14 protein-coding genes and 4 tRNA genes are annotated in these 19705 nt (G+C 66.3%); 6 read left to right on the top strand and 12 right to left on the bottom strand.

Annotated features, from left to right (window positions below; genetic code table 11):
• Nucleotides 1-18: 18 nt before the first annotated feature.
• From BKA16_RS07765 to BKA16_RS07755, 3 genes are all read right to left on the bottom strand, one after another.
• A complete protein-coding gene (locus BKA16_RS07765; protein ID WP_183370123.1) occupies nt 19-897 on the bottom strand; it encodes an oxidoreductase in 879 nt (292 codons plus the stop codon).
• Complete coding sequence (locus BKA16_RS07760) at nt 894-2621, bottom strand: adenylate/guanylate cyclase domain-containing protein (protein WP_183370122.1); 1728 nt, start codon at nt 2619-2621, stop codon at nt 894-896. The genes BKA16_RS07765 and BKA16_RS07760 overlap by 4 nt, the downstream gene beginning before the upstream one ends.
• 84 nt (nt 2622-2705) lie before the next feature.
• Nucleotides 2706-3254, bottom strand: coding sequence for a YceI family protein (locus tag BKA16_RS07755; protein ID WP_183370121.1), 549 nt, complete (start codon nt 3252-3254; stop codon nt 2706-2708).
• A gap of 138 nt (nt 3255-3392) precedes the next feature.
• Between BKA16_RS07755 and BKA16_RS07750 the strand changes: the two genes are divergently transcribed.
• Nucleotides 3393-3995, top strand: a complete 603-nt coding sequence (locus tag BKA16_RS07750; protein WP_183370120.1) for an NUDIX hydrolase — start codon at nt 3393-3395, stop codon at nt 3993-3995.
• A 134-nt stretch (nt 3996-4129) separates the two neighbouring features.
• Here the strand turns inward: BKA16_RS07750 and BKA16_RS07745 are convergent, their stop codons facing one another.
• Both BKA16_RS07745 and BKA16_RS24065 read right to left on the bottom strand, forming a co-directional pair.
• A complete protein-coding gene (locus BKA16_RS07745; protein ID WP_183370119.1) occupies nt 4130-6823 on the bottom strand; it encodes a ring-infected erythrocyte surface antigen domain-containing protein in 2694 nt (897 codons plus the stop codon).
• A gap of 2574 nt (nt 6824-9397) precedes the next feature.
• A complete protein-coding gene (locus BKA16_RS24065) occupies nt 9398-9529 on the bottom strand; it encodes a hypothetical protein (RefSeq protein ID WP_281378395.1) in 132 nt (43 codons plus the stop codon).
• 71 nt (nt 9530-9600) lie between these two features.
• On the opposite strand from BKA16_RS24065, the gene BKA16_RS07740 reads away from it, so the two are divergent.
• From BKA16_RS07740 to BKA16_RS07730, 3 genes are all read left to right on the top strand, one after another.
• Nucleotides 9601-10650 (top strand): IS630 family transposase, encoded by a 1050-nt coding sequence (locus BKA16_RS07740; RefSeq protein WP_183369113.1) that lies wholly within the window; start codon nt 9601-9603, stop codon nt 10648-10650.
• 145 nt (nt 10651-10795) lie between these two features.
• Nucleotides 10796-11014 (top strand): helix-turn-helix transcriptional regulator, encoded by a 219-nt coding sequence (locus tag BKA16_RS07735; RefSeq protein WP_343067319.1) that lies wholly within the window; start codon nt 10796-10798, stop codon nt 11012-11014.
• 71 nt (nt 11015-11085) lie between these two features.
• On the top strand, nt 11086-12162 hold the full coding sequence (locus BKA16_RS07730; protein ID WP_183370118.1) for a tyrosine-type recombinase/integrase: 1077 nt from the start codon (nt 11086-11088) through the stop codon (nt 12160-12162).
• 118 nt (nt 12163-12280) lie between these two features.
• Here the strand turns inward: BKA16_RS07730 and BKA16_RS07725 are convergent.
• From BKA16_RS07725 to BKA16_RS07710, 4 genes are all read right to left on the bottom strand, one after another.
• Nucleotides 12281-12354 (bottom strand) — tRNA-Phe (locus BKA16_RS07725).
• A 32-nt stretch (nt 12355-12386) separates the two neighbouring features.
• Nucleotides 12387-12460, bottom strand: a tRNA-Asp gene (locus tag BKA16_RS07720).
• A 97-nt stretch (nt 12461-12557) separates the two neighbouring features.
• Nucleotides 12558-12630 (bottom strand) — tRNA-Glu (locus BKA16_RS07715).
• A gap of 303 nt (nt 12631-12933) precedes the next feature.
• Nucleotides 12934-13006: transfer RNA gene (locus BKA16_RS07710), tRNA-Lys, on the bottom strand.
• A gap of 158 nt (nt 13007-13164) precedes the next feature.
• On the opposite strand from BKA16_RS07710, the gene BKA16_RS07705 reads away from it, so the two are divergent.
• Nucleotides 13165-16212 carry an MMPL family transporter gene (locus tag BKA16_RS07705; protein WP_183370117.1) on the top strand — a complete coding sequence of 1016 codons (3048 nt, stop codon included), beginning with the start codon at nt 13165-13167 and terminating at the stop codon, nt 16210-16212.
• Between the two features lie 60 nt (nt 16213-16272).
• Here BKA16_RS07705 and BKA16_RS07700 read toward each other — a convergent pair whose 3' ends face one another.
• The gene (locus tag BKA16_RS07700) at nt 16273-17133 is read right to left on the bottom strand and encodes an alpha/beta fold hydrolase (RefSeq protein WP_183372949.1); all 861 of its coding nucleotides are present in this window, start codon (nt 17131-17133) and stop codon (nt 16273-16275) included.
• A 163-nt stretch (nt 17134-17296) separates the two neighbouring features.
• Between BKA16_RS07700 and BKA16_RS07695 the strand changes: the two genes are divergently transcribed.
• Nucleotides 17297-18199 carry an alpha/beta fold hydrolase gene (locus tag BKA16_RS07695; RefSeq protein ID WP_183370116.1) on the top strand — a complete coding sequence of 301 codons (903 nt, stop codon included), beginning with the start codon at nt 17297-17299 and terminating at the stop codon, nt 18197-18199.
• A 13-nt stretch (nt 18200-18212) separates the two neighbouring features.
• Here BKA16_RS07695 and BKA16_RS07690 read toward each other — a convergent pair whose 3' ends face one another.
• Both BKA16_RS07690 and BKA16_RS07685 read right to left on the bottom strand, forming a co-directional pair.
• Nucleotides 18213-19115 carry a CopD family protein gene (locus BKA16_RS07690; protein ID WP_183370115.1) on the bottom strand — a complete coding sequence of 301 codons (903 nt, stop codon included), beginning with the start codon at nt 19113-19115 and terminating at the stop codon, nt 18213-18215.
• On the bottom strand, nt 19112-19654 hold the full coding sequence (locus BKA16_RS07685; protein WP_183370114.1) for a copper resistance CopC family protein: 543 nt from the start codon (nt 19652-19654) through the stop codon (nt 19112-19114). The genes BKA16_RS07690 and BKA16_RS07685 overlap by 4 nt, the downstream gene beginning before the upstream one ends.
• Nucleotides 19655-19705 lie beyond the last annotated feature (51 nt).

Here is a 19705-nt window from a genome sequence, read left to right as displayed (position 1 = left end):
CGGTCGCCGAGCGACCCCCTACACCTCGAACGCGATCCCGGTCAGCCGCTCCGACTCGGCCCACAGCAGATCCCGCAGCGCCTGATCCGTCGCGGCGCGACGCGGGCGTGCCGTCGTCGGATGCCCACGGAGACCGCCCAGCCGATCGGGTCCGTAGTATCCGCCGTTGACCGCATCGGCGGAGGTCGCCGCGTACAGCGTCGGCAACGCGCCCTGCGACGCCGGCTGCCCCAGATGCAGTGCGCTCCCGAGATTCATGATGAGGTCGACGGGCGTCTGCGACTTACCGGTCAGACCGGTGGCCGCATATCCGGGATGCGCGGCCACCGACATCGTCGACGAGCCGCTCACCTCGAACCGTCGCGCCAGCTCGAGCGCGAAGGTCATGTCGGCCAGCTTGGAGTCGCCGTACGCCACCCATCGGTTGTAGGTCCGATCCTCCCAGTTCAGATCGTCGAAACGCTTACGCGAGCCGTACTGCATCAACGACGACACGGTCACCACGCGTTCGGTGATCTTCGGTAGCAGCAGCGCCGTCAGGGCGAAGTGCCCGAGGTGGTTGGTGCCCATCTGCATCTCGAAACCGTCGACGGTCCGGCGCAGCGGCGTCGCCATCAGTCCGGCGTTGTTGACCAGGACGTCCGCCTCGTCGACGGTGTCGGCGAAGGCTCGGACCGAGGCGAGGTCGGCGAGATCGAGGGATGCGACGGTGGCCGCCGGTCCGATGCGCTCGGCGACGATGCGGGCCGTCGACTGATTCCGGCAGGCCAGGGTGACGCGGGCGCCCGCGGCGGCCAATGCGACCGCAGTGGCCTCGCCGAGTCCGCTGTTGGCGCCGGTGACGATGAACCGACGTCCCTCCTGCGCGGGGATGTCGGCCCGCGTCCACTTGCTCACTTCTTCTCCTTGCCATGGATGTGGTCGTGCGGCATCGCGAATTTCACGAGGTCGGCCAGCACACTGCCGAGCGACGGCGGCTCCGGACGACTCAACAGGTCGACGGGCGCGTGGATCTCTGTGACGTGTGTCCGGCCGCGCAGCACCTGCCGGTCCACGCGTTTCCAGCTCGCCGCCTCGTCCTCGTGCGCGGCCTCGACCGCGCCGCGGCTGGCGTACACCGGCGAGAAGCCGAGCTTGGCGAGGTCGGACAACCGTGCCGACTCGTTCACCGGATCGCCGATCACCGTGTACTCGTAGCGGGTGCGCGCGCCGATGTTCCCGGCGAACACCCGACCGAACGAGACGCCCATCCCCCATTCGAGCGGCAGTTTCTCACTCAATTCCACGCCGAGTTCGCGGGCGGCCGTCAACGCGGCACGCGCCGGGTCGTCGAGCGGAGCGGGCGCGCCGAAGACCGCCAGCGCGGCGTCGCCCTCGAACTTGTTGATGAAGCCGCCGCTGCGGTGCACGGCATCGGCGACGATCGAGAAGAACGCGTTGAGGACGGCGGCCGTCTCCCGCGGATCACGGTCGGCGGCGAACGCCGTCGAGCCGGTGATGTCGACGAAGATCACCGCGACGTCGGTGTTGGCGCCGACGAGCTCGCCGTCGTGCTCCAGCGCGAGCTGGGCCACCCCGTGCCCCACGTGGCGGGAGAAGATGTCGCGCATGCGTTCTCGCTCGGACAGCCCGTCGAGCATCGAGTTGAGACCGGCCTGCAGAACACCCAGCTCGGACGCGTCGTACACGGCCACGCGACGGGTCAGGTCGCCGCTGCGGGCGGCCTCGACCACCTCGCGCATATCGTTGAGCGGATCGGCGATGGCGCGGTTCACCAAGCCGACCACCCGGGCGCCGGATGTGAGCGCGACGACGGCGAGCAGCACGGTCGCCCAGTCGACGCGGTCAGCGACCGGCGGAACCCAGCCGAGCCCGCGACCGACGTTCATCAGGATCAGACCGACCATCGGCACCGCCGACGAGACGACCCACACCACGACCATGCGTTCGCGGACGCCGTGCATCACGCCGTCGATCGAGCTGCCGCGCAGCGCGAGAGTGGACAGGGGCCGAGCCGCACTCTCGGCGAACAGATAGGTGAGGCAGCCCGAGGTCACCGCGGCCAGGCCGAACGCGCCGGCCACCGCGAGAAGGAAGACGACGGCGATGTCGGCCAGGATCGCGTACACGCCCGACGCGACCACCCAGCCGAGCAGATCGGCCAGTACGAGACGCCGCGGGATCGCCCGGACCTGGTCGCGACGCGCCTCGTCGGCCGGTTCGGCGGACTCGACGCTGATGAACCAGCGGAACTGCGGAATGAGCAGGATGAACGACGCGATGACACTGACCAGGGTGCCGAGGACCAGTGCGACGAGGACCTCGCCCATGAGCGGCGGATAGTCGGCGTCGGTGCTCAGATCCAACCGCCCGCCGTTGAAGGCCAGCAGAACGGCGACGAAGGTCTCGATGCCGATGAGTATCTTGGCGCCTGCGACGATCAGCCCGCCGATGACGACGCCGCGGCGAGCGAACATGCGGCGAGTCGCGGCGTCGAGCTCGAGGATCTCGGCGTCGCCGCGGCGCCCTTCGGCGCTCAGTCCCATGACGGCGGAGGCCGTGGCGTTCTCGTCGATCCAGTCGGCGATGCGATGAGCAGCGGCACGTTGCCGTCTGATCATGCAGGTCACCTCCCGGTCCGATGAATCTCACTGAGAGTACCGGGAACCGGGAGGTGATCGGACGGAACGTCCGTGCCTGGACGATCAGGCGGCGGGCTTGCCGGCCTCGATCTCGAGGGTGATCGTGATCTTGTCGCCGACGACGGTGCCGCCGGTCTCGAGCGGCATCTCGATGTCGATGTCGAAGTCCTTGCGGTTGATGACGGTCTTGGCGTCGAACCCGGCGACCGGCCCGTGTCCCATACCCGGATTCACACCGTTGAACTCCATGGTCAGGGTGACCGGCTTAGTGACGCCGCGAAGGGTGAGATCGCCGTGGACGAGGTAGTCGTCGCCGTCGGCCTCGACAGAGGTCGACGCGAACGTCGCGGTCGGGTGGTTGTCGGCATCGAAGAAGTCTGCCGAGCGGATGTGCTGGTCACGCTGGTCGTTACCGGTGTCGATCGACGTGACGTCGATCTCGGCGTTCACCGAGGGTGCGCCGTCCTCGGCGATCTCGATCGTGCCGGCGAAGCCGCCGAAGGTGCCGCGCACCTTCGAGACCATTAGGTGGCGGACGGTGAAACCGACCTGGGAGTGGACCGGGTCGATGGTCCAGGTGCCTGCGGTCAGCTCTGCGGGGGTGATGCTCATGCGAGTCTCCGTTCGTGTGGCGGCACTGTCGCCGTCAATCTGTCCTGTGGTGCGGCCGTCGTGTTCGACCGCCTGCACTGAGAATAACCGGACCGCGGTCCGATTTACTCCCGGTGTGATCGGGATAACATGATACGCATGGTTACTCGCGACGACATCCACGCCCGCCTCGACACATTCGAGGTTCACCGCACTCCCGTCGTCGAGGGGCTGCGCGCGGCGTCGGTGATGATCGTCGTCGCTCGACAGGGAGCACGACGCGGTGTATGGCTCACCCGGCGGCCCGCACGGATGAACCGTCATGCCGCCCAGTTCGCGCTTCCCGGTGGGCGTCTGGACGACGGCGAGACCCGCCACCAGGCGGGCCTGCGCGAACTGCACGAGGAGATGGGCATCGTCTTGGGCGACGACGCCGTACTCGGCGATCTGGACGACTTCACGACTCGTTCCGGGTATGTCATGTCGCCGACCGTCGCCTGGATCGACGACGAGATCACGCCCGCACCGAACCCCGACGAGGTGGAGCACGTCTATCTGATCGATCTGGACGAACTGGCCGCTGCCGAGCCCGTTTTCGAGACGATCCCCCAGTCCGACCGCCCGGTCATGTCGCTACCGCTGATCGGCAGGCGCATCCACGCGCCGACCGCCGCGGTCCTGTACCAGTTCGCGCGGGTGGCCCTGCGTGACGACCCCGTCCGCGTCGCCGACTACGAACAGCCCCTGTTCGCCTGGCGGTGACGGCTACCCGCCTACCCGCCTGCCCGCCTGCCCGCCTGCCGAGCGGAGTCGAGACAGAAACGGCGCGCGAACCGGACTGTACATCGCCCGGTCGCGCACCGTCTCCGTTCGCGCACCGTCTCCGTTCGCGAGGATCAGTCCTCGGACCGGTGCTTGGCCCGTCGTGTCTGATACAGCGGCTCGATGCGGTCCCGCGGAGTGGTCTCGGGCGTCACGAAGCCCGGGGCGTGGTTCTCGGGATGCTGCCCGGTGCCTGCCTCGATCCAGTTCGCGTCGCCGGTCGTCGTCGGGTCGAGGTACTGCGCCTCGATCGCGGGCACCTCGGTCACGTCGTGCGTCACGGTCCGTGTCTCGGTGCCCTCTTCGAGCACACGTTCCACTTCCCGCTCCACCACCTTGCGGACGATGACCGGTTTCTCGACGACCACTTCGACGACCTTCTCGATCGGCTTCTCGATGATCTTCTCCACCTCGCGGTAGACCGGCTTCTCCACGACCTTCTCCACGATGTGCTCGACAGGCTTCTCGACGATCCGCTCGGTGACGACGTTGATCTGCTTCTCGATGACCTTCTCGACCAGTACGGGCGTCTGCACGTGCTTCTCGAATTCGCGGTGGACGGGCTTGTCGATGACCTTCTCGACGATCTCGGGCCGTTCGACGATCTTCTCGACGACGTGCTCGACCTCTTTGTCGACGACCTTCTCGATCACGTTGGGCTTCTCGACGATCCGCTCGATCACGTGGTCGACCGGCTTCTCCACGACCTTCTCGACCACGTTCGGCTTCTCGACGATCTTCTCGACGATCCGCTCGACGGGCTTCTCGATGACCTGCTCGATCACCTCGGGAACCTCGACGACCTTGTCGACGATGTGTTCCACCGGTTTGTCGACGACCTGTTCGACGACGTTCGGCACCTCGACGACCTTCTCGACCACGTGATCGACGGGCTTCTCCACGACCTTCTCGACCACGTTCGGGACCTCGACGATCCGCTCCACCTCGTGGTCGACGTCGGTCTCGATGACCTTCTCGATCACATTGGGCTTCTCGACGATGCGCTCGACGACATGGTCGACGGGCTGTTCGGTGACCTTCTCGATCACTTCGGGCTTCTCGACGATCCGCTCGACGACGTGGTCGACCGGGGTCTCGACGATCTTCTCGATCACGTTCGGGACCTCGACGATCCGCTCCACCTCGCGGTCGACCGGGGTCTGGACGACCTTCTCGATGACGTTCGGGACCTCGACGATCCGCTCGACCACGCGGTCGACCGGCCTCTCCACCACTTCCTCGATGACATTGGGGGCCTCAACGATCCGCTCGAGGACGTGGTCGACGGGCTTCTCGACGACCTTCTCCACGACGTTGGGGGTCTCGACGATGCGCTCGACGACCTTGTCGACCGGCTGTTCGATGACCTTCTCGATCACGTTGGGCTTCTCGACGATCCGCTCGATCACGTGGTCGACGGACTTCTCGATCGGCTTGTCGACGAGCCGCTCGACGACGACGTCGCGCGGTACCTCGACGACCTTCACAACCGGCTTCTCGACGACGACCTCGATGACCTTCTCGACCGGCTTCTCGACGGTCTTGTAGATCACCTCTTCGACGGGGACCTCGATCTCCTTCTCGACGGTCGTATAGACGTTCTTCTCGACCGGGACCTCGATGACGTGCTCGATGATCTTCTCGACCGGCTTCTCGACAGTCACCTCGATGACCTTCTCGACCGGGACCTCGATGACCTTCTCGACGATGGACTCCACCGGGACCTCGACGATCTTGTCGACGAGGGTCACGATCGGCTTCTCGACCATGCGCTCGACGGTGACCGGCTTGTCGACGACCTTGTCGGTGATGTCGACGATCAGCTTCTCGATGACGCGTTCGACTTCCGCGGGACGCTCGATGACCTCGTCGACGACGGTCACGATGAGTCGTTCCACCGCGCGCCGGATCTCGACGGGCTTGTCGGCGATCTGGTCGAGGATCGAGACGATGGGCTTCTCGACCAGACGCTCGATCTCGATCTGCGTCTCGCGGATGTCGTCGACGATGGTGACGGCGGGCTTCTCCACCAGGCGGGGGACCTCGACCGGCTTGCCGACGATCTCGTCGACCACGGTGACGGCCGGTTTCTCCACCCGTCGCGGAAGCTCGACCGGGACCTCGACGATCTCGTCGACCACGGTCACGATCGGCTTCTCCACGGTGCGCGAGAGTTCGACCGGCTTATCGACGATCTCGTCGGCCACGTCGACGATGAGCTTCTCGACGCGACGCATGAGTTCGACGGGCTTGTCGACGATCTCGTCGGTGATGGTCACCTGTGGATACTCCACCATGCGCGGGACGGCGACGGCCTTGTCGACCGCGTTGTCGACGATGGTGACGATGGGATGCTCGACCACGCGTTCCACGTCGACGGGGCGCTCGACCACATCGTCGACGATGCTGACGACAGGCTTCTCCACCAGACGCGAGACGGTGACGGGCTTGTCGGTCACGTCGTCTTCGACGGTGACGACCGGCCGTTCGACGATCCGGGTCACGTCGACGGGCTTGTCCGTGACCTCGTCGACGACGGTGACGACGGGCTTCTCGACCAGACGCGAGACGGTCGCCGGTTTGTCGATGACCACGTCGACGGTGTCGACGACGAGTCGTTCGACGATGCGCTCCAGGGTGATGGGCTTGTCGACGACGGTCTCGACCGGCTGCTCGACGAGCCGCTCGACGGTGTACCCCCGCTCGACGACATTGTCGACGACATCCACCTGCGGATCCGTCATGTCCTTGTCGTCGCCTTCAGCCATCTTCTCTCCTCGACACGGGTTTCGCCTCTGCGGTCCACGGTTCCACAGCGGCCAGCTTCCCACAGCACGCCACGCGGCGCGGCTGTCGTACTTATCAGGATATGTTGCGACCCCCTCGGCAACGCAAAAACCCCCTGCATATGCAGGGGGTTTCGACGTGGCCAGAGTCGGGATCGAACCGACGACCTTCCGCTTTTCAGTTGGACGCAGCAGGTGGACCGCATGGCGGTGCTGGTTGAAAGCGTTCTGAGTGGACGGGTGCGGACCACGTGGACGCGGGGCGTTCGGTGCGTTGGCCCCATTCTGGCCCCTTGATTTTCTGCTTGTCCTTCCCATGAGAAATGCCCCGACCCGGTTGCAGCCGGTCGGGGCGTGGGAGGCACACGGATGCTGGTCAATGAGGTCTCCGCTACCGAGCGTAGCGGGGAGACCGGGGACGGCGCTACAGCTCTAGCGGGGAGATCAATCTCACTCGGCTTGGATGAGCGCAAGCCGCGCGCTACAGACGTCGACGGCGCCCCGCGTGAGCACGGCCGTAGCGCAGCGGAGGCCGCGCGCAGCGCGGAGGCAGACGTCGACGTCGAGCGCGACCCGCTTGTTATATATCCCAAAACTCGTCGCGAAAACGCAAGCTCTCCGACTGTGGCGGTCCCCGATACCCCGGAAACCGCGTTTGACCTCGGGTTTCAGTTCCCTGACGGTCGGGACGTCGCGGACGCCGGACTAGCTGCATCCTCGATGCTCGGCGGTACTCCGGCATTGGAGCGGGCTGCTCAGCGCGGATCGGGTCGGCCGGGTGTTGATCCGGGTTCCGTTGCGGCGGCGTTCGCGGTATCGGATCAGGCTCCTCGTTCGTTGGGGGGTCGGTTCAAGGGTGTGGTCGTCGCGGAGTCGGCGCGTCGGACCACCGAGGTTGAGTCGCTTTCGTTCTCGCTGCGCATTAGTACGGGTGCGGTATCGCTTGCGGCAGTGAGTCCGGTTCGGGCTGCGGCGGCTGCGGAGCGTGCCGCTCAGGTGTCGATTGCGGATTCGCGGTCTTCGGACCAAGTGGCGTCGGTGCTGCGAGCTTGGATAGAGGGCGGGCCGTCAGGTGTGATCGGAGGCGTGCGGAGGTCGGAGTTCCCGGCGTTAGGCGGTCGTTCGGTGTCGTTGTGGTGGGACGTGCTCACGGCGGAGACGCAGCGCGGGTTGATGCGGGCGGCAGCGTCGGCGGCGGGCGCAGTACACCTGTCAGAGCGCGGTGAATCCACCCGCGAAATCACCGAGTGGAGCCGAAAGTCGCGCGCGAGCATGGTGAAAGCGCTTGCAGAGCTCGACTATTCGCCGATCATCGGGGCGAGCGGCATCCCGTGCATGGTGACGCTGACGTACCCGGGGTGCTGGTTGCGGGTTGCGCCGGATGGTCCGACTGTTAAGAAGCATTTGGATGCGTTCCGGCATCGTTTCGAGCGCCGATACGGCGCGATTTCGGCTGTGTGGAAGCTCGAGTTCCAGGGTCGGCGTTCGGCCCGTTGTGGGTGTGAGGGCTGCGACCCGGTGCCGTATCGGGGACGGGATGACGGCCGAGCACCGCATTTTCATGTGTGGTTGGCGATGCCGACTGAGCGGAACGGTTGGGCGTGCGTGGAGCGCCCGATCGCGAGTGCGTCGTCGACCAGGTTGGCGCGCTCCGCTTCCGGGCTGTTCCGCGTGTCATGGCGTCAAGCGACGTCTACGACCGATCGAGATCAGGGGACGGTCGCCCGTCAGCGGTCGTTTACGACAGAGGCAGCGGCGGACGAATTTTTCGCGACCCATCGAGCCCCTGTGTGGGTTGATGAGGTCGTGGCGGAGACGCCGGGTGGCTTTTCGGAGTGGTTGGCGGCGGCGTGGTCGGAGGTTGTCGGCCACCCCGACCGCGAGCATCGTCGCCGTCATCGTGAGGTCTTGCGTCGGTCGGTGAGTGTTGTGGAAGGCCTTCGTGCGTCGGACCCGAAGCGGCTAGCAGTGTACTTCGCGAAGCATGGTGCGGCGCAGGGCGATTCGGAATCATCCGGCAAGGAGTATCAGCACTTTGTGCCGGAGGCGTGGCGAGGACGCGGCGACGGCCCAGGTAGGTTTTGGGGTTATTGGGGTTTGTCGCGGGTCGCGTCCTCGGTGACCCTTTCGACGGTCGATTTCATTCGCGCTAAGCGGGTGATGAGGCGGTGGTCGCGGTCGCGGGCCGTCTACCCGCCGGGCGCGGTATACCCGGCTGCGGTTCACCCGAATGTCGTTGTGCGACGGCGCGAACGGGGGCGACCTCGGGCGGACGGTTCACGGCGCACCCGCCGATGTCGTTCCCGTCGAACACTACTCGGGGGCGGCGGCATGGTCGGCGGCTTCGCGTGCGTGAATTCGGGTCCCGATTTCGGCGTATCGGTCGCGCGGGCGGTCGCCCTGTGGTGACCGCTGCGTGCTATCGACTCGTGTCGTGCTGACGTCATGCGCTGGCGGGGAGATTTTTACAAGGCTTTGACCATCTCCCCACCAGCACTCTTCGTTATACATGACATCTGCCTACCGGGCGGTCGCTATATGGCGAGGCTAGGCGGGTCACCGACGGCGGTCGCGCTGCTCTTGTGCGATCGCGTCACGGGTCGCTTGTCGTCGCTCGTTCTCGTCCAGCAGCATTGGCAGCGGCGAGAGTTCATGCAGCTCGTCCGCCTTCTCCCCTGCCTCGTTCATCGCTCGTTCGAGCCCGTCTAGTGTCGCGTGTCGTTAATGAGTTGATGGTTTGCGGCTTGCGATAATGGGATATGGCGAATTCTCCGGCCCCGGCGCTGCAATTGCGTGAGGGCGATGCTGCTGAACTGGACCGGCTGTTGCGGTCGACCTCGACGTCGGCGGGCCTGGTGCGGCGTGCGCGGATCGTGTCGCTGGCGGCTGCGGGTGTGGCGAACACGCGGATCAGCGAGGTGGTCGGGACGTCGGTGCCGACGGTCCTCAAATGGCGTGACCGCTATCTTCATGGCGGCCTGGACGGCCTCCTCGATGCTGACCGACCGGGCCGTCCGCGGCATCTCGATCATGCCGAGGTCGTTTCGGCTACGTTGATGCCACCGCCGAAGAAGTACGGCGTCACGCACTGGTCCTCACGCCTGTTGGCCGGCCATTTGGGGATCGGGAACGCCACCGTTGCCCGTGCCTGGCGCGAATACGGGGTTCAGCCGTGGCGGTCGGGAACCTTCAAGTTCTCCACCGATCCCGAACTGGTCGCCAAGGTCACCGACGTCGTCGGCCTGTACCTGGAGCCACCGGAGAACGCGATCGTACTGTGCGTGGACGAGAAATCCCAGATCCAGGCCCTGGATCGGACCGCACCGATGCTCCCGATGCAGCCGGGACAGATCGAACGCCGCACCCACGACTACAAACGACACGGCACCACCACACTGTTCGCCGCGTTGGAGATCGCGACCGGACAAGTCACCGCAGCCGTCAAGCCACGACATCGCCACCAGGAGTTCCTGGCGTTCCTGCGGCAGATCGACCGCGCCTACGGCAACCGGGAACTACACCTGGTGATGGACAACTACGCCACCCATAAAAAGGCTGAAGTCCGCGACTGGCTCGAGCAGCACCCGAACATTCACATCCACTTCACCCCGACCTCCGGCTCCTGGCTCAACCTCGTCGAAGTCTGGTTCGGCATCATCGACCGCCAAGCCATCCGCCGCGGCGTCTTCACCTCAGTCAAAGACCTCAACGCCAAAATCCGCGCCTTTATCAACGGCTGGAACGACCGCAAACACCCCTTCGTCTGGACCACGACCGCCGACGAAATCCTGAAGAAAGCACAACCATAAACTATCTAACGACACGCGACACTAGGGGGTCGAGATGATCGATGGCAAGCGAGCGCGAAGCGGTCGCGCGGCAGCCCTAGAAAGTCGACTCGTCAAAAAGTTTGCCGAGGTCGTGGACATGGAGAGCGAAAGGAGGTGATGCGCAGTGACGAATGATGACGACTTTTTGACTGTGGAAGAGGTGGCGTCGCTGACGCGGCAATCGAGATCGATTTTGCACGAGTGGGCGCAGGCGGCTGAACACGGTGCTGCTGCGAAAGGTCCCGTGCACTACAACCTCGGTCGCCGTCGCTACTGGCGACGCTCCGACGTCGAGAAGTGGCTGGAGTCGCGGCGGGTCGAAGTGCCGGGGCGGCATGGCTGAGATCGGCGAATGAACGGTTCGGGGGGCCAGCTTTGGCCCCCCGAATTTTCTATCTAGAGACGGGAATCTCGGTGACGATCGAAAAGTATGAGACGAAGCAGGGCCCGAGGTGGCGGGTCGAGTGGCGGCTGCCGGATCGTCGGAAACGGCGGCGAAGTTTCACATCTGAGCGTGCGGCGCGAGCGTTCGAGGCGGAACTGACGACGGCCAAGCACCAGGGACGATTTATCGATCCCCGTAGGGGCGATGATGTGGAGCTCCGGTCGGTGTACGACGACTGGATTGCGACGCGCCAGGATGTAACGGCTAAGGTCAAGAGGGGTTTCGAAGACAATTGGCGGCTCCACGTCGAACCGGCTTTTGGGTCGTGGCCGGTATCCCGAGTGGATCGACGGGCCGTGCAGGAGTGGATCAACGGTATGGACGCGGCTCCACGGACAATCCGGTGGAGGCATTCGGTTCTCGCACAGGTCCTCGACCATGCGATCGCGGAAGGTCTCGCTGTCCGGAACGTTGCACGGCTCGCTGTGCTTCCCAAACTGGTGGAAGCCGATCACGTCTACCTGACCGCTGACGAGGTGGAGGGCCTCGCTGCGGTGTGCGGTGACCAAGGCTATGTGGTGACGATCCTCGCCTACACCGGCTTGCGATGGGGTGAGCTGACGGGCCTGAACGTCGGTGACGTAAATCTGGCGCGTAGAAGGATTGCGGTTCGGCGGTCGATGACTCAGGTCGGGGGGAAGCTGACGGCGGGAGCGACGAAGTCGAGGGCAGGGAGGCGCACGGTGCCGATTCCGGGTGCCCTGGTGCCTCTGCTGCGCGATTTGACGGCGGGGCGGCCTCGGAGTGCGCCTGTGGTGATGTCGCCGCGTGGAGCGCGTCTGAGCCGCGAGAACTGGGTGAGGGCGGTAGGCTGGCGGGAGCGAACGGCCGAGATCGGCTATCCAAATCTGAGAATTCATGATCTCCGTCACACATACGCCTCCCTGGCCCGATCAGCGGGCGCGGATTTACGACTACTCCAGGTCGCGATGGGCCATGCATCGATCACGGTGACTGCGCATACGTATGCGGACCTTTACGACGATGAGCTCGACAGGATCGGTACGGCTCTCGACAAGCTGATCGATCCTACAGCGGAGGAGTAATCTGGTGGTGGCCCCATAATGGCCCCATCAGAGTATGAAGAACACTAGCCGGGACAGGCTGAGCAGAAGATACAAAAGATCCCCTAACCTGCATAAACGCAAGTTAGGGGACCCTAAGTGGCCAGAGTCGGGATCGAACCGACGACCTTCCGCTTTTCAGGCGGACGCTCGTACCAACTGAGCTACCTGGCCAGTGGAGGGTCGGCTGAAAACCGAACCTCAAGCGACCCTGACGGGACTCGAACCCGCGACCTCCGCCGTGACAGGGCGGCGCGCTAACCAACTGCGCCACAGGGCCATATTCACTTCTTTTGTTGCTTTTCGAGCTTAGCCGATCCACTCCGTTTCACCGAATCGGTATTCGGTGGAGCTTCTCGATCCGAGATCGATCTGCGTACCCCCTACGGGATTCGAACCCGCGCTACCGCCTTGAAAGGGCGGCGTCCTAGGCCGCTAGACGAAGGGGGCCGGTGTTGCTGTTCCCGCTGGGAGCGATGACAACTTTATGGCACGCACTTCAAAAAACACAAATCGCGAGGTCGGGGATTGTTTCCGGCCCGATTCGGACAGCTCGGGCCGCACCGGATTCGGCAAGCGCCGCAAGCAGTTCGAGACACGGCGGCACTCGAAACCAGAGGCGTCGACCCCGGCGGCGCCCTCGACACGAGCAGCTGGGACAAGACGCGAGCAATAGGACGACGGGAGGGCGTCCGCACCCCGAAACATGCAATGCCGGGTCGGAGAAACCATCTCCGACCCGGCATCGCACCGTGCCCCCAGTAGGGCTCGAACCTACGACCTGCGGATTAAAAGTCCGTAGCTCTACCAACTGAGCTATAGGGGCATGCCGCGTGATGCAGCGGTTTCACTTTACATACCCGGCCGACTCGACCCGCACACCCCGACCCGAAAACCACTCCGTGACGACCGACACAGTAGAACATTCAGTCTCTGTAACTTACGGTTTCATTTAACTCATCAGTCCTGACCTCAGGAGTCCGCATGGCCCACGGTTCCAGCCGTACGTTCACCCGCGTCGGCGCGTTCGTCCACCGTCACGCATGGATCGTGCTCGCCTTCTGGGTGCTGCTCGCCGCAGCATTGAACGTGACGGTCCCGCAGTTGGAGACCACGGTCTCGCAGACCTCCGCCGACTTCCTGCCCCGGTCGCTGCCCGCGAACAAGAATCTGGAACAGATGTCGCGCGACTTCGACGCACCGCCCTCGAACGCCGTCAGCAGCATCGTCCTGGTGAACGACGACGGCCTCGGCCCCGACGACGAGGCCTACTACCGACGTCTGGTGACCCGTCTGACCGACAGCTCCGACGTCGCCTATCTCGTCGACTTCGCCGGGCATCCGGTGACGCGCGAGGCCGCCGCCAGCCCCGACGGCAAAGCGCTCACCCTGTTCGTCGCAGCCGAGGGGTCCGTCGGGTCCACGCGCGCTCACCATGCGGCGCAAGGGATTCGGGCCGAGATGGCGGCCGCCGACAAACCCGCGGGACTGCAGACGTACTACACCGGCCCCACCGCGACGCTCGCCGACCTGTTCTCGGCGATCGATGTGTCGCTGCTGATCATCACCGGAGTGTCCGTCGCGCTGATCACGCTGATCCTGTTCCTCGTCTACCGCCGGTTCGCGACGGCCGCGATCCCGTTGATCACACTCGGCGTCGGACTGGCGGTGACCCGTCCGATCGTCTCGTTCCTCGGCGGCCACGGCTGGCTCCCGATGTCGAACTTCACCATCGCGATCATGACGGCGCTCGTCCTCGGCGCGGTGACCGACTACGCGATCTTCACCCTGTCGTCGTACCACGAGGCACGACGCCGCTGCCTGCCCGTCGGCGACGCGGTGGCCGCGGCGAGCGGGCGCACGGCTCCGATCCTCATCGCCTCCGCCCTGACGATCGCGGCCGCGTGCACGTCGATGGCGTTCACCAGCATCGGCATGTTCCGCACCGCCGGACCGCCCACGGCGATCGCCGTCGTCATCGCTCTTCTCATCGCGCTCACCCTGCCACCGGCGCTCCTGTCGCTGGCCGGGCGACGAGGTCTGGCCGAGCCCGGCCCGTCGTCGGAGAAGCGGTGGCGCCGCCGCGGCGCCCGGATCATCCGGCACGCGGGCGTCTACGCGCTGGCCTCCCTCGTCCTGCTCGTATCGTGCGCGGCGATCCTGCTGACCCAGCAACGCAACTGGGACGAGTCGTCGATGTTCGTCCACGCGAACGAATCGACCCGCGGCTACGACGCGGTGTACAAGCACTTCGGCGTCAACGCGATCGCACCCGAGTACGTGCTCATACGATCCGATCACGATCTCCGCAACACCGCCGACCTCGCCGCCATGGAGCTGGCCGCCGACGCCGTCTCACGCGTGGACGGCGTCGCAACGGTCCGTTCCATCACCCGACCCGACGGGAAGCCGCTCGCCGAGTCGGCGGCGGGCTACGTGCCCGGCCAGGTCGGTGACCGACTCGACGACGCATCGAAGCAACTCGGTGAGGCCCGGCCCGATCTGCTGCGACTGGCGTCCGGCGTCCGACAGCTCACAGCCGGGGCCGACGAGGCGAAGGCCCGCATGCCCGAACTCGTCGACGGCACAGACCAGGTGGTGACCATGGCCGGCGGCGTCCTGGACGCGATGGAGTCCGCGCAGCGCGTGGTCGACGCCGCGACCGACGGACGCCAGGATCTGACCGCCGCCGCCGACGAGCTGCGGACCGGCCTCGACCGGATCGCACCCGCCGTCGCTCAACTGCGACGAGCCGCAGCGGCGGCACAGCCCGCCCTCGACGGCTTCGACGACCTGTTCGGGCCGCTGATCGAATCCCGCAGCCCGGCGTCGTGCTCGGCCGATCCAGCCTGCGCCGCGGCCCGAGCGGCATTCGACCGGTTCGACGAGGCCACGGGCGGCCAGGCCCGTCGCACGCTGACACAGCTCCGCGGCGCGGCGTCGGTACCCGCCGAGACGTCGCGTCGCGTCCAGCAGTCGATCGCCCCGTTGAAAGACCTGCTCGGCCGACTCCAGTCGCTTCTCGGGCGACTCGACGGCCGCACCCCCGACCAGATCCGCGCCGATCTCGCCCGGCTCACCGCGGGCGTCGGCGAACTGTCGGCCGGGATGACACAGCTGTCCGACGGTCTGCACCAGGTCCAGGACGGCACCGATCAGATCACCGCTCTGACCGATCGACTGCACGAGGGTCTGGATCTGGCCACCGACTACCTGTCGACGATGAGCGCGGCGACCTCGTCCGGGGCGGGCCGCGGGTTCTATCTGCCGCCCGAGGCGATGAAGGACGCACGATTCGTCGAAGGCGCTCGACTGCTCATCTCACCCGACGGCCGCTCCGCACGCATGCTCGTGACCTGGGACGTCAACCCGTACGGTTCCGAGGCGCTCGCTCGCAGCAGAGATCTCGCGCCCGCCGCACGCAAGGCACTGGCCGAGACCGGTCTGAAAGACGCCGAGGTGTCCAACACCGGTCTGGCGTCGCTGTCCGCGGACATGAACGACCAGCTCGACCGCGACCTCCTGGTGTTCGGTCTCGTCGCGGTCATCGCTGTGACCGTGGTGCTCGCGGTGTTGTTGCGCAGTGTCGTCGCACCGCTGGTGCTGGTCGGGACGGTGATCGTCTCGTTCGCGGCGGTCCTGGGCCTGAGCACCCTGGTCTGGCAGCACATCATCGGGATCCCCCTCGACTGGTCGGTCGCCCCGGTCTCGTTCATGGCGTTGATCGCGGTCGGCGCCGACTACAGCATGCTGTTCGCATCCCGAATCGCCGAGGAGGCCGCCGGGCGCGGTATGACCTCCGGGATGATCCGCGGCTTCGGCAGCACCGGCAGCGTCATCACCACGGCCGGAATCGTGTTCGCGCTGACCATGTTCGCCCTGATGAGCGGGACCACCCTCAATCTGGTGCAGATCGGTTTCACCATCGGGCTCGGACTGTTGCTCGACATCCTCGTGGTCCGGTCGTATCTGGTTCCGGCGACGATGGTGCTGCTCGGCGACACCATGTGGTGGCCGCGTCGCAAGGCGTGAGCAGCACCGGGATCAGTGCTGTGCTCGCGCGCCGATGACGGATCGCCGTCGGCAGGGGCGTCAACTCACCGATTTCAACGACGCCACTGCGTGCACCGCCTTGGACAACTCGGGAACGAAGGCCTCCGCACCGAGCACGCAGCAGGCATGACCGCCGTCGACGTCGAACCGCTGCGCTCCCGGGATGCCGTCGACGAGCAACTGCTGCCGTTCGGGTTGAACCACCTTGTCGCGGGTGGACACGACGACGGCGGTCGGCACGTCGATCTCCGCCAGCCACGGCCGCGAGTCGAAGTGCGACATCGCGGTCGCGAACGTTCCCTGATCACCGAGCCGGGTGGACGTCATCTGCGCGATCCCCCACTTGAGGTGGTTGCCCTGCCAGTCGTCCAGCGTAGCGTCCGACGGAGTCGGCATCATCTTGTCGATCACCTTGAGCGCCTTGCTGATCCGTTGTTCGGACGCCAGCCGGTCGGGGTCGATGCTGGAGAAGTACGGGCCGGTGGAGCACAGCACCAGGCCGGCCACCCGGTCGCGATGACGTTGCCAGGCCAACTGAGCGATGCCGCCGCCCATCGAGAACCCCGCCGCGGTGAACTGGTCCACCCCGAGTCGATCGGCGACGGCGGCCACGTCGTCCGCGCAGTCGACGAGCGTGAACTCCGACGAGCGGATGCCGCGCCCGTGCCAGCGCTGGTCGATGGTGACGACGTGGAAATCACTGTTCAGAGCGGGAATCGCCGGGTACCAGCCGAGGATCCCCGAGGTGCTCACTCCGTGGAGCAGGAACACCGTCGGCGCGTCGGCCGGCCCGGACTCGGTGATGTAGGTGGTGCCGCGCCCGGGGAGCTCGAGACGACGCCCGTCCGGCAGGTCGCGGATCGGATACGGCTTCACCGCATGACGAACCGCACGTTTCATCGTGCCGAAGTGACCGGCGGCCGCCGCCCGAACGCCGCCTGTGCGCGAATCGCCGTCCCCCGAAATCCTGGATTCGATCATGCGACCGAAACTACCCCGAACACCTTGGACGATTCTGTGAATCCGTATCAATCGGCTCGTTCTTCTGACATACTCAGCCGTCGTGATCCCCATCGATCGGCCGAAACTCGAGGGCTCCATCGCCGTCGGCGACAAACGACGACGCCGCATGGGCTTCTCCGAGTTCGGCGCACCCGGCGGACCGACCATCGTCTGGCTGCACGGAACGCCCGGCGCTCGTCGGCAGATCCCCACGGAGGCGCGCGAATACGCCGAACGACGCGGCTTCCGCCTGATCGGCCTCGACCGCCCCGGCGTCGGTTCGTCGACCGTTCATTCGTACTCGTGCATCGCCGACTTCGCCCACGACTTCCAACTCGTCCTCGACACACTCGGCGTCGACCGGTTCTCGGTGATCGGTCTGTCCGGCGGCGGACCGTACTCGCTGGCGGTGTCGCATGTGCTCGCCGACCGGGTGGTCTCGACCGGGATCGTGGGCGGCGTCGCCCCGGTCACCGGTCCCGACGCGATCGAGGGCGGGGCGATGGGCATCGCCCGGCACGCGGTGCCGCTGATCGACGTGGCCGGTCATCCGATCGGCAAGGCGCTGAGCAGCATCCTGTCGGTCGCCCGCCCGATCGCCGATCCGGCGATCAGCCTGTACGCCCGACTGTCGCCCGAGGCCGACCGAGAACTGCTGGGACGCCCCGAGTTCCGCGCCATGTTCCTCGACGATCTCCTGCACGGTGGCAGCCGCCGCATGGACGCGCCGTTCGCCGACCTGCGGTTGTTCGTCCGGGACTGGGGCTTCCGCATCGGCGACGTCGAGGCGCCGATCGACTGGTGGCACGGCGACGCCGACAACATCGTTCCGTACGAGCACGGCGCCCACATGGCGGCCCTCCTGCCGAACGCGACGCTGCACACGCTGCCCGCCCAGAGTCATCTGAGCGGCCTCAACTACGCCGTCGAGATCATCGACACACTGTTGACGGCCTGGGACTGATCGAACGCCGTCCCTACCCCGTGGTGGCCAGCCCCGCGGCCAGACCGATCACGACGGTCAGCAGCGCGAGCTCCACGCCTGCGTTGCGGATCGACGTCGTCTCGTCCACACCGTGTCGGGCGGCCTTGGCCAGCCACCTGCTCCGATGCCACCTCGCCAGCGCGACGGCCACGGCCAACGCGACGAGTTTGGCGACCAGAATCCGCCCGTAACCGGTGTCCCACCACTGCGCGCCGACACCGATCTCGGCGAGAGCCGCGACGACGCCGGTCACGGTGAGCACCGCGACGACGGGCAGCGCGCGCCGGGAGAACTCCGGCAGCGAACGCGCCCAACCTCCACGGCCCCGGACCGTCGCGATCAGGGCGCCGATGGTGCCGACCCACCACGCCGCGGCGAGAGCGTGTACGGCGACGACGAGCGGCACCCACGCCGACTGTCCGGCATGCCCCGTGATGGACACGATGAGGATGCCGACGGCGGCGATCGCGGCGACGACGTAGGTGTTGTCCGACGCGGAGCTACGCGTCGTCCACCACGCCCAGCCGAGAACGATCAGCGCGCCGAGCACGCAGACCAGGACGGGCAGCCCGGAGTCGACGCCGGTGGTGAAGTCCCCGAGTCCGACGTCGAACGCGCCGATGCCCGCGCGCTGGGCCACCTGCAGCCACGCCGCGATCAGCGACAACGCTCCCCACAGAGCGGCGACCACCGCGATGACGCCGGGCGACGGCTCCACATCGACCACCGTCGACATGCCCAGGCCGAACAGCAGGCTGACCGCCGCGAGCGCGAGGCCGTCGGCCCACGCCGACATCTGCGGTCCGTCGGGGCGGGCGAGGAGCCAGGTGAGCGTCACACCGGCGATCACCGCGACGACGGCCGCGCTGCCGACGGCGACGCGGGCGCGGATCACTTGCGGCGTCTGGTCACCGTGAATGCGACGACGCCGCCGAGAACGAGCAGGACCACCACGACGATCAGCACGATCGCCCACACCGGGAAGCCTCCGCTCGACTCCTCGGGCGCCTGATAGTCGGCCGGCACGGCCGCGCCGGGCGTGCCCTGGCCCGCCGTGGTCAGAGTGAACGTCGTCTGTCCTTGAACCGGGTGACCGTCGGCCGAGGTGACCCGGTAGTTCACCTTGTACTCGCCTGTCGGTCCGAGTCCGTCGATCCCGACCCAGATGTCGCGGCCGTCGATGACCGGCTCGCCCTTCTGCCAGAAGTTGCCGTCCGGGCCGACCACCTTGAGCGTGGCGTACGCCTCCTGCAGATCCTCGTTGAAGGTGAGGGTGACCCGGTCGGGCGCCGTCGAGATCGACGCACCGTTCTTCGGCGACTCCCCCACGCGCGCCGAATGCGCCGACGCCGGACCGGCGACGAGGCCGCCGATCAGCGCCACGACGGCGACCATCACGGCCACGAGGACCGACCGCTTGAACAAACCGGACATCAGAACTCCCTGCTCGAGGCGAATGCGGAATCCTCTCCATCGTCGCACGCG

Source organism: Gordonia humi, from assembly GCF_014197435.1.
Taxonomy (GTDB): Bacteria; Actinomycetota; Actinomycetes; order Mycobacteriales; family Mycobacteriaceae; genus Gordonia; species Gordonia humi.
The sequence above is the reverse complement of the archived record's forward strand: the minus strand, read 5'-3'. Positions and strand labels throughout refer to the sequence as shown.

Bases quoted from the DNA above. Each gene is read 5' to 3' on its own strand.
- BKA16_RS07700 (WP_183372949.1), bottom strand. From the start codon at position 17,133: ATGAAACGTGCGGTTCGTCATGCGGTGAAGCCGTATCCGATCCGCGAC.
- BKA16_RS24065 (WP_281378395.1), bottom strand. From the start codon at position 9,529: ATGAACGAGGCAGGGGAGAAGGCGGACGAGCTGCATGAACTCTCGCCG.
- BKA16_RS07740 (WP_183369113.1), top strand. From the start codon at position 9,601: ATGGCGAATTCTCCGGCCCCGGCGCTGCAATTGCGTGAGGGCGATGCT.
- BKA16_RS07685 (WP_183370114.1), bottom strand. From the start codon at position 19,654: ATGTCCGGTTTGTTCAAGCGGTCGGTCCTCGTGGCCGTGATGGTCGCC.
- BKA16_RS07705 (WP_183370117.1), top strand. From the start codon at position 13,165: ATGGCCCACGGTTCCAGCCGTACGTTCACCCGCGTCGGCGCGTTCGTC.
- BKA16_RS07760 (WP_183370122.1), bottom strand. From the start codon at position 2,621: ATGATCAGACGGCAACGTGCCGCTGCTCATCGCATCGCCGACTGGATC.
- BKA16_RS07745 (WP_183370119.1), bottom strand. From the start codon at position 6,823: ATGGCTGAAGGCGACGACAAGGACATGACGGATCCGCAGGTGGATGTC.
- BKA16_RS07755 (WP_183370121.1), bottom strand. From the start codon at position 3,254: ATGAGCATCACCCCCGCAGAGCTGACCGCAGGCACCTGGACCATCGAC.
- BKA16_RS07750 (WP_183370120.1), top strand. From the start codon at position 3,393: ATGGTTACTCGCGACGACATCCACGCCCGCCTCGACACATTCGAGGTT.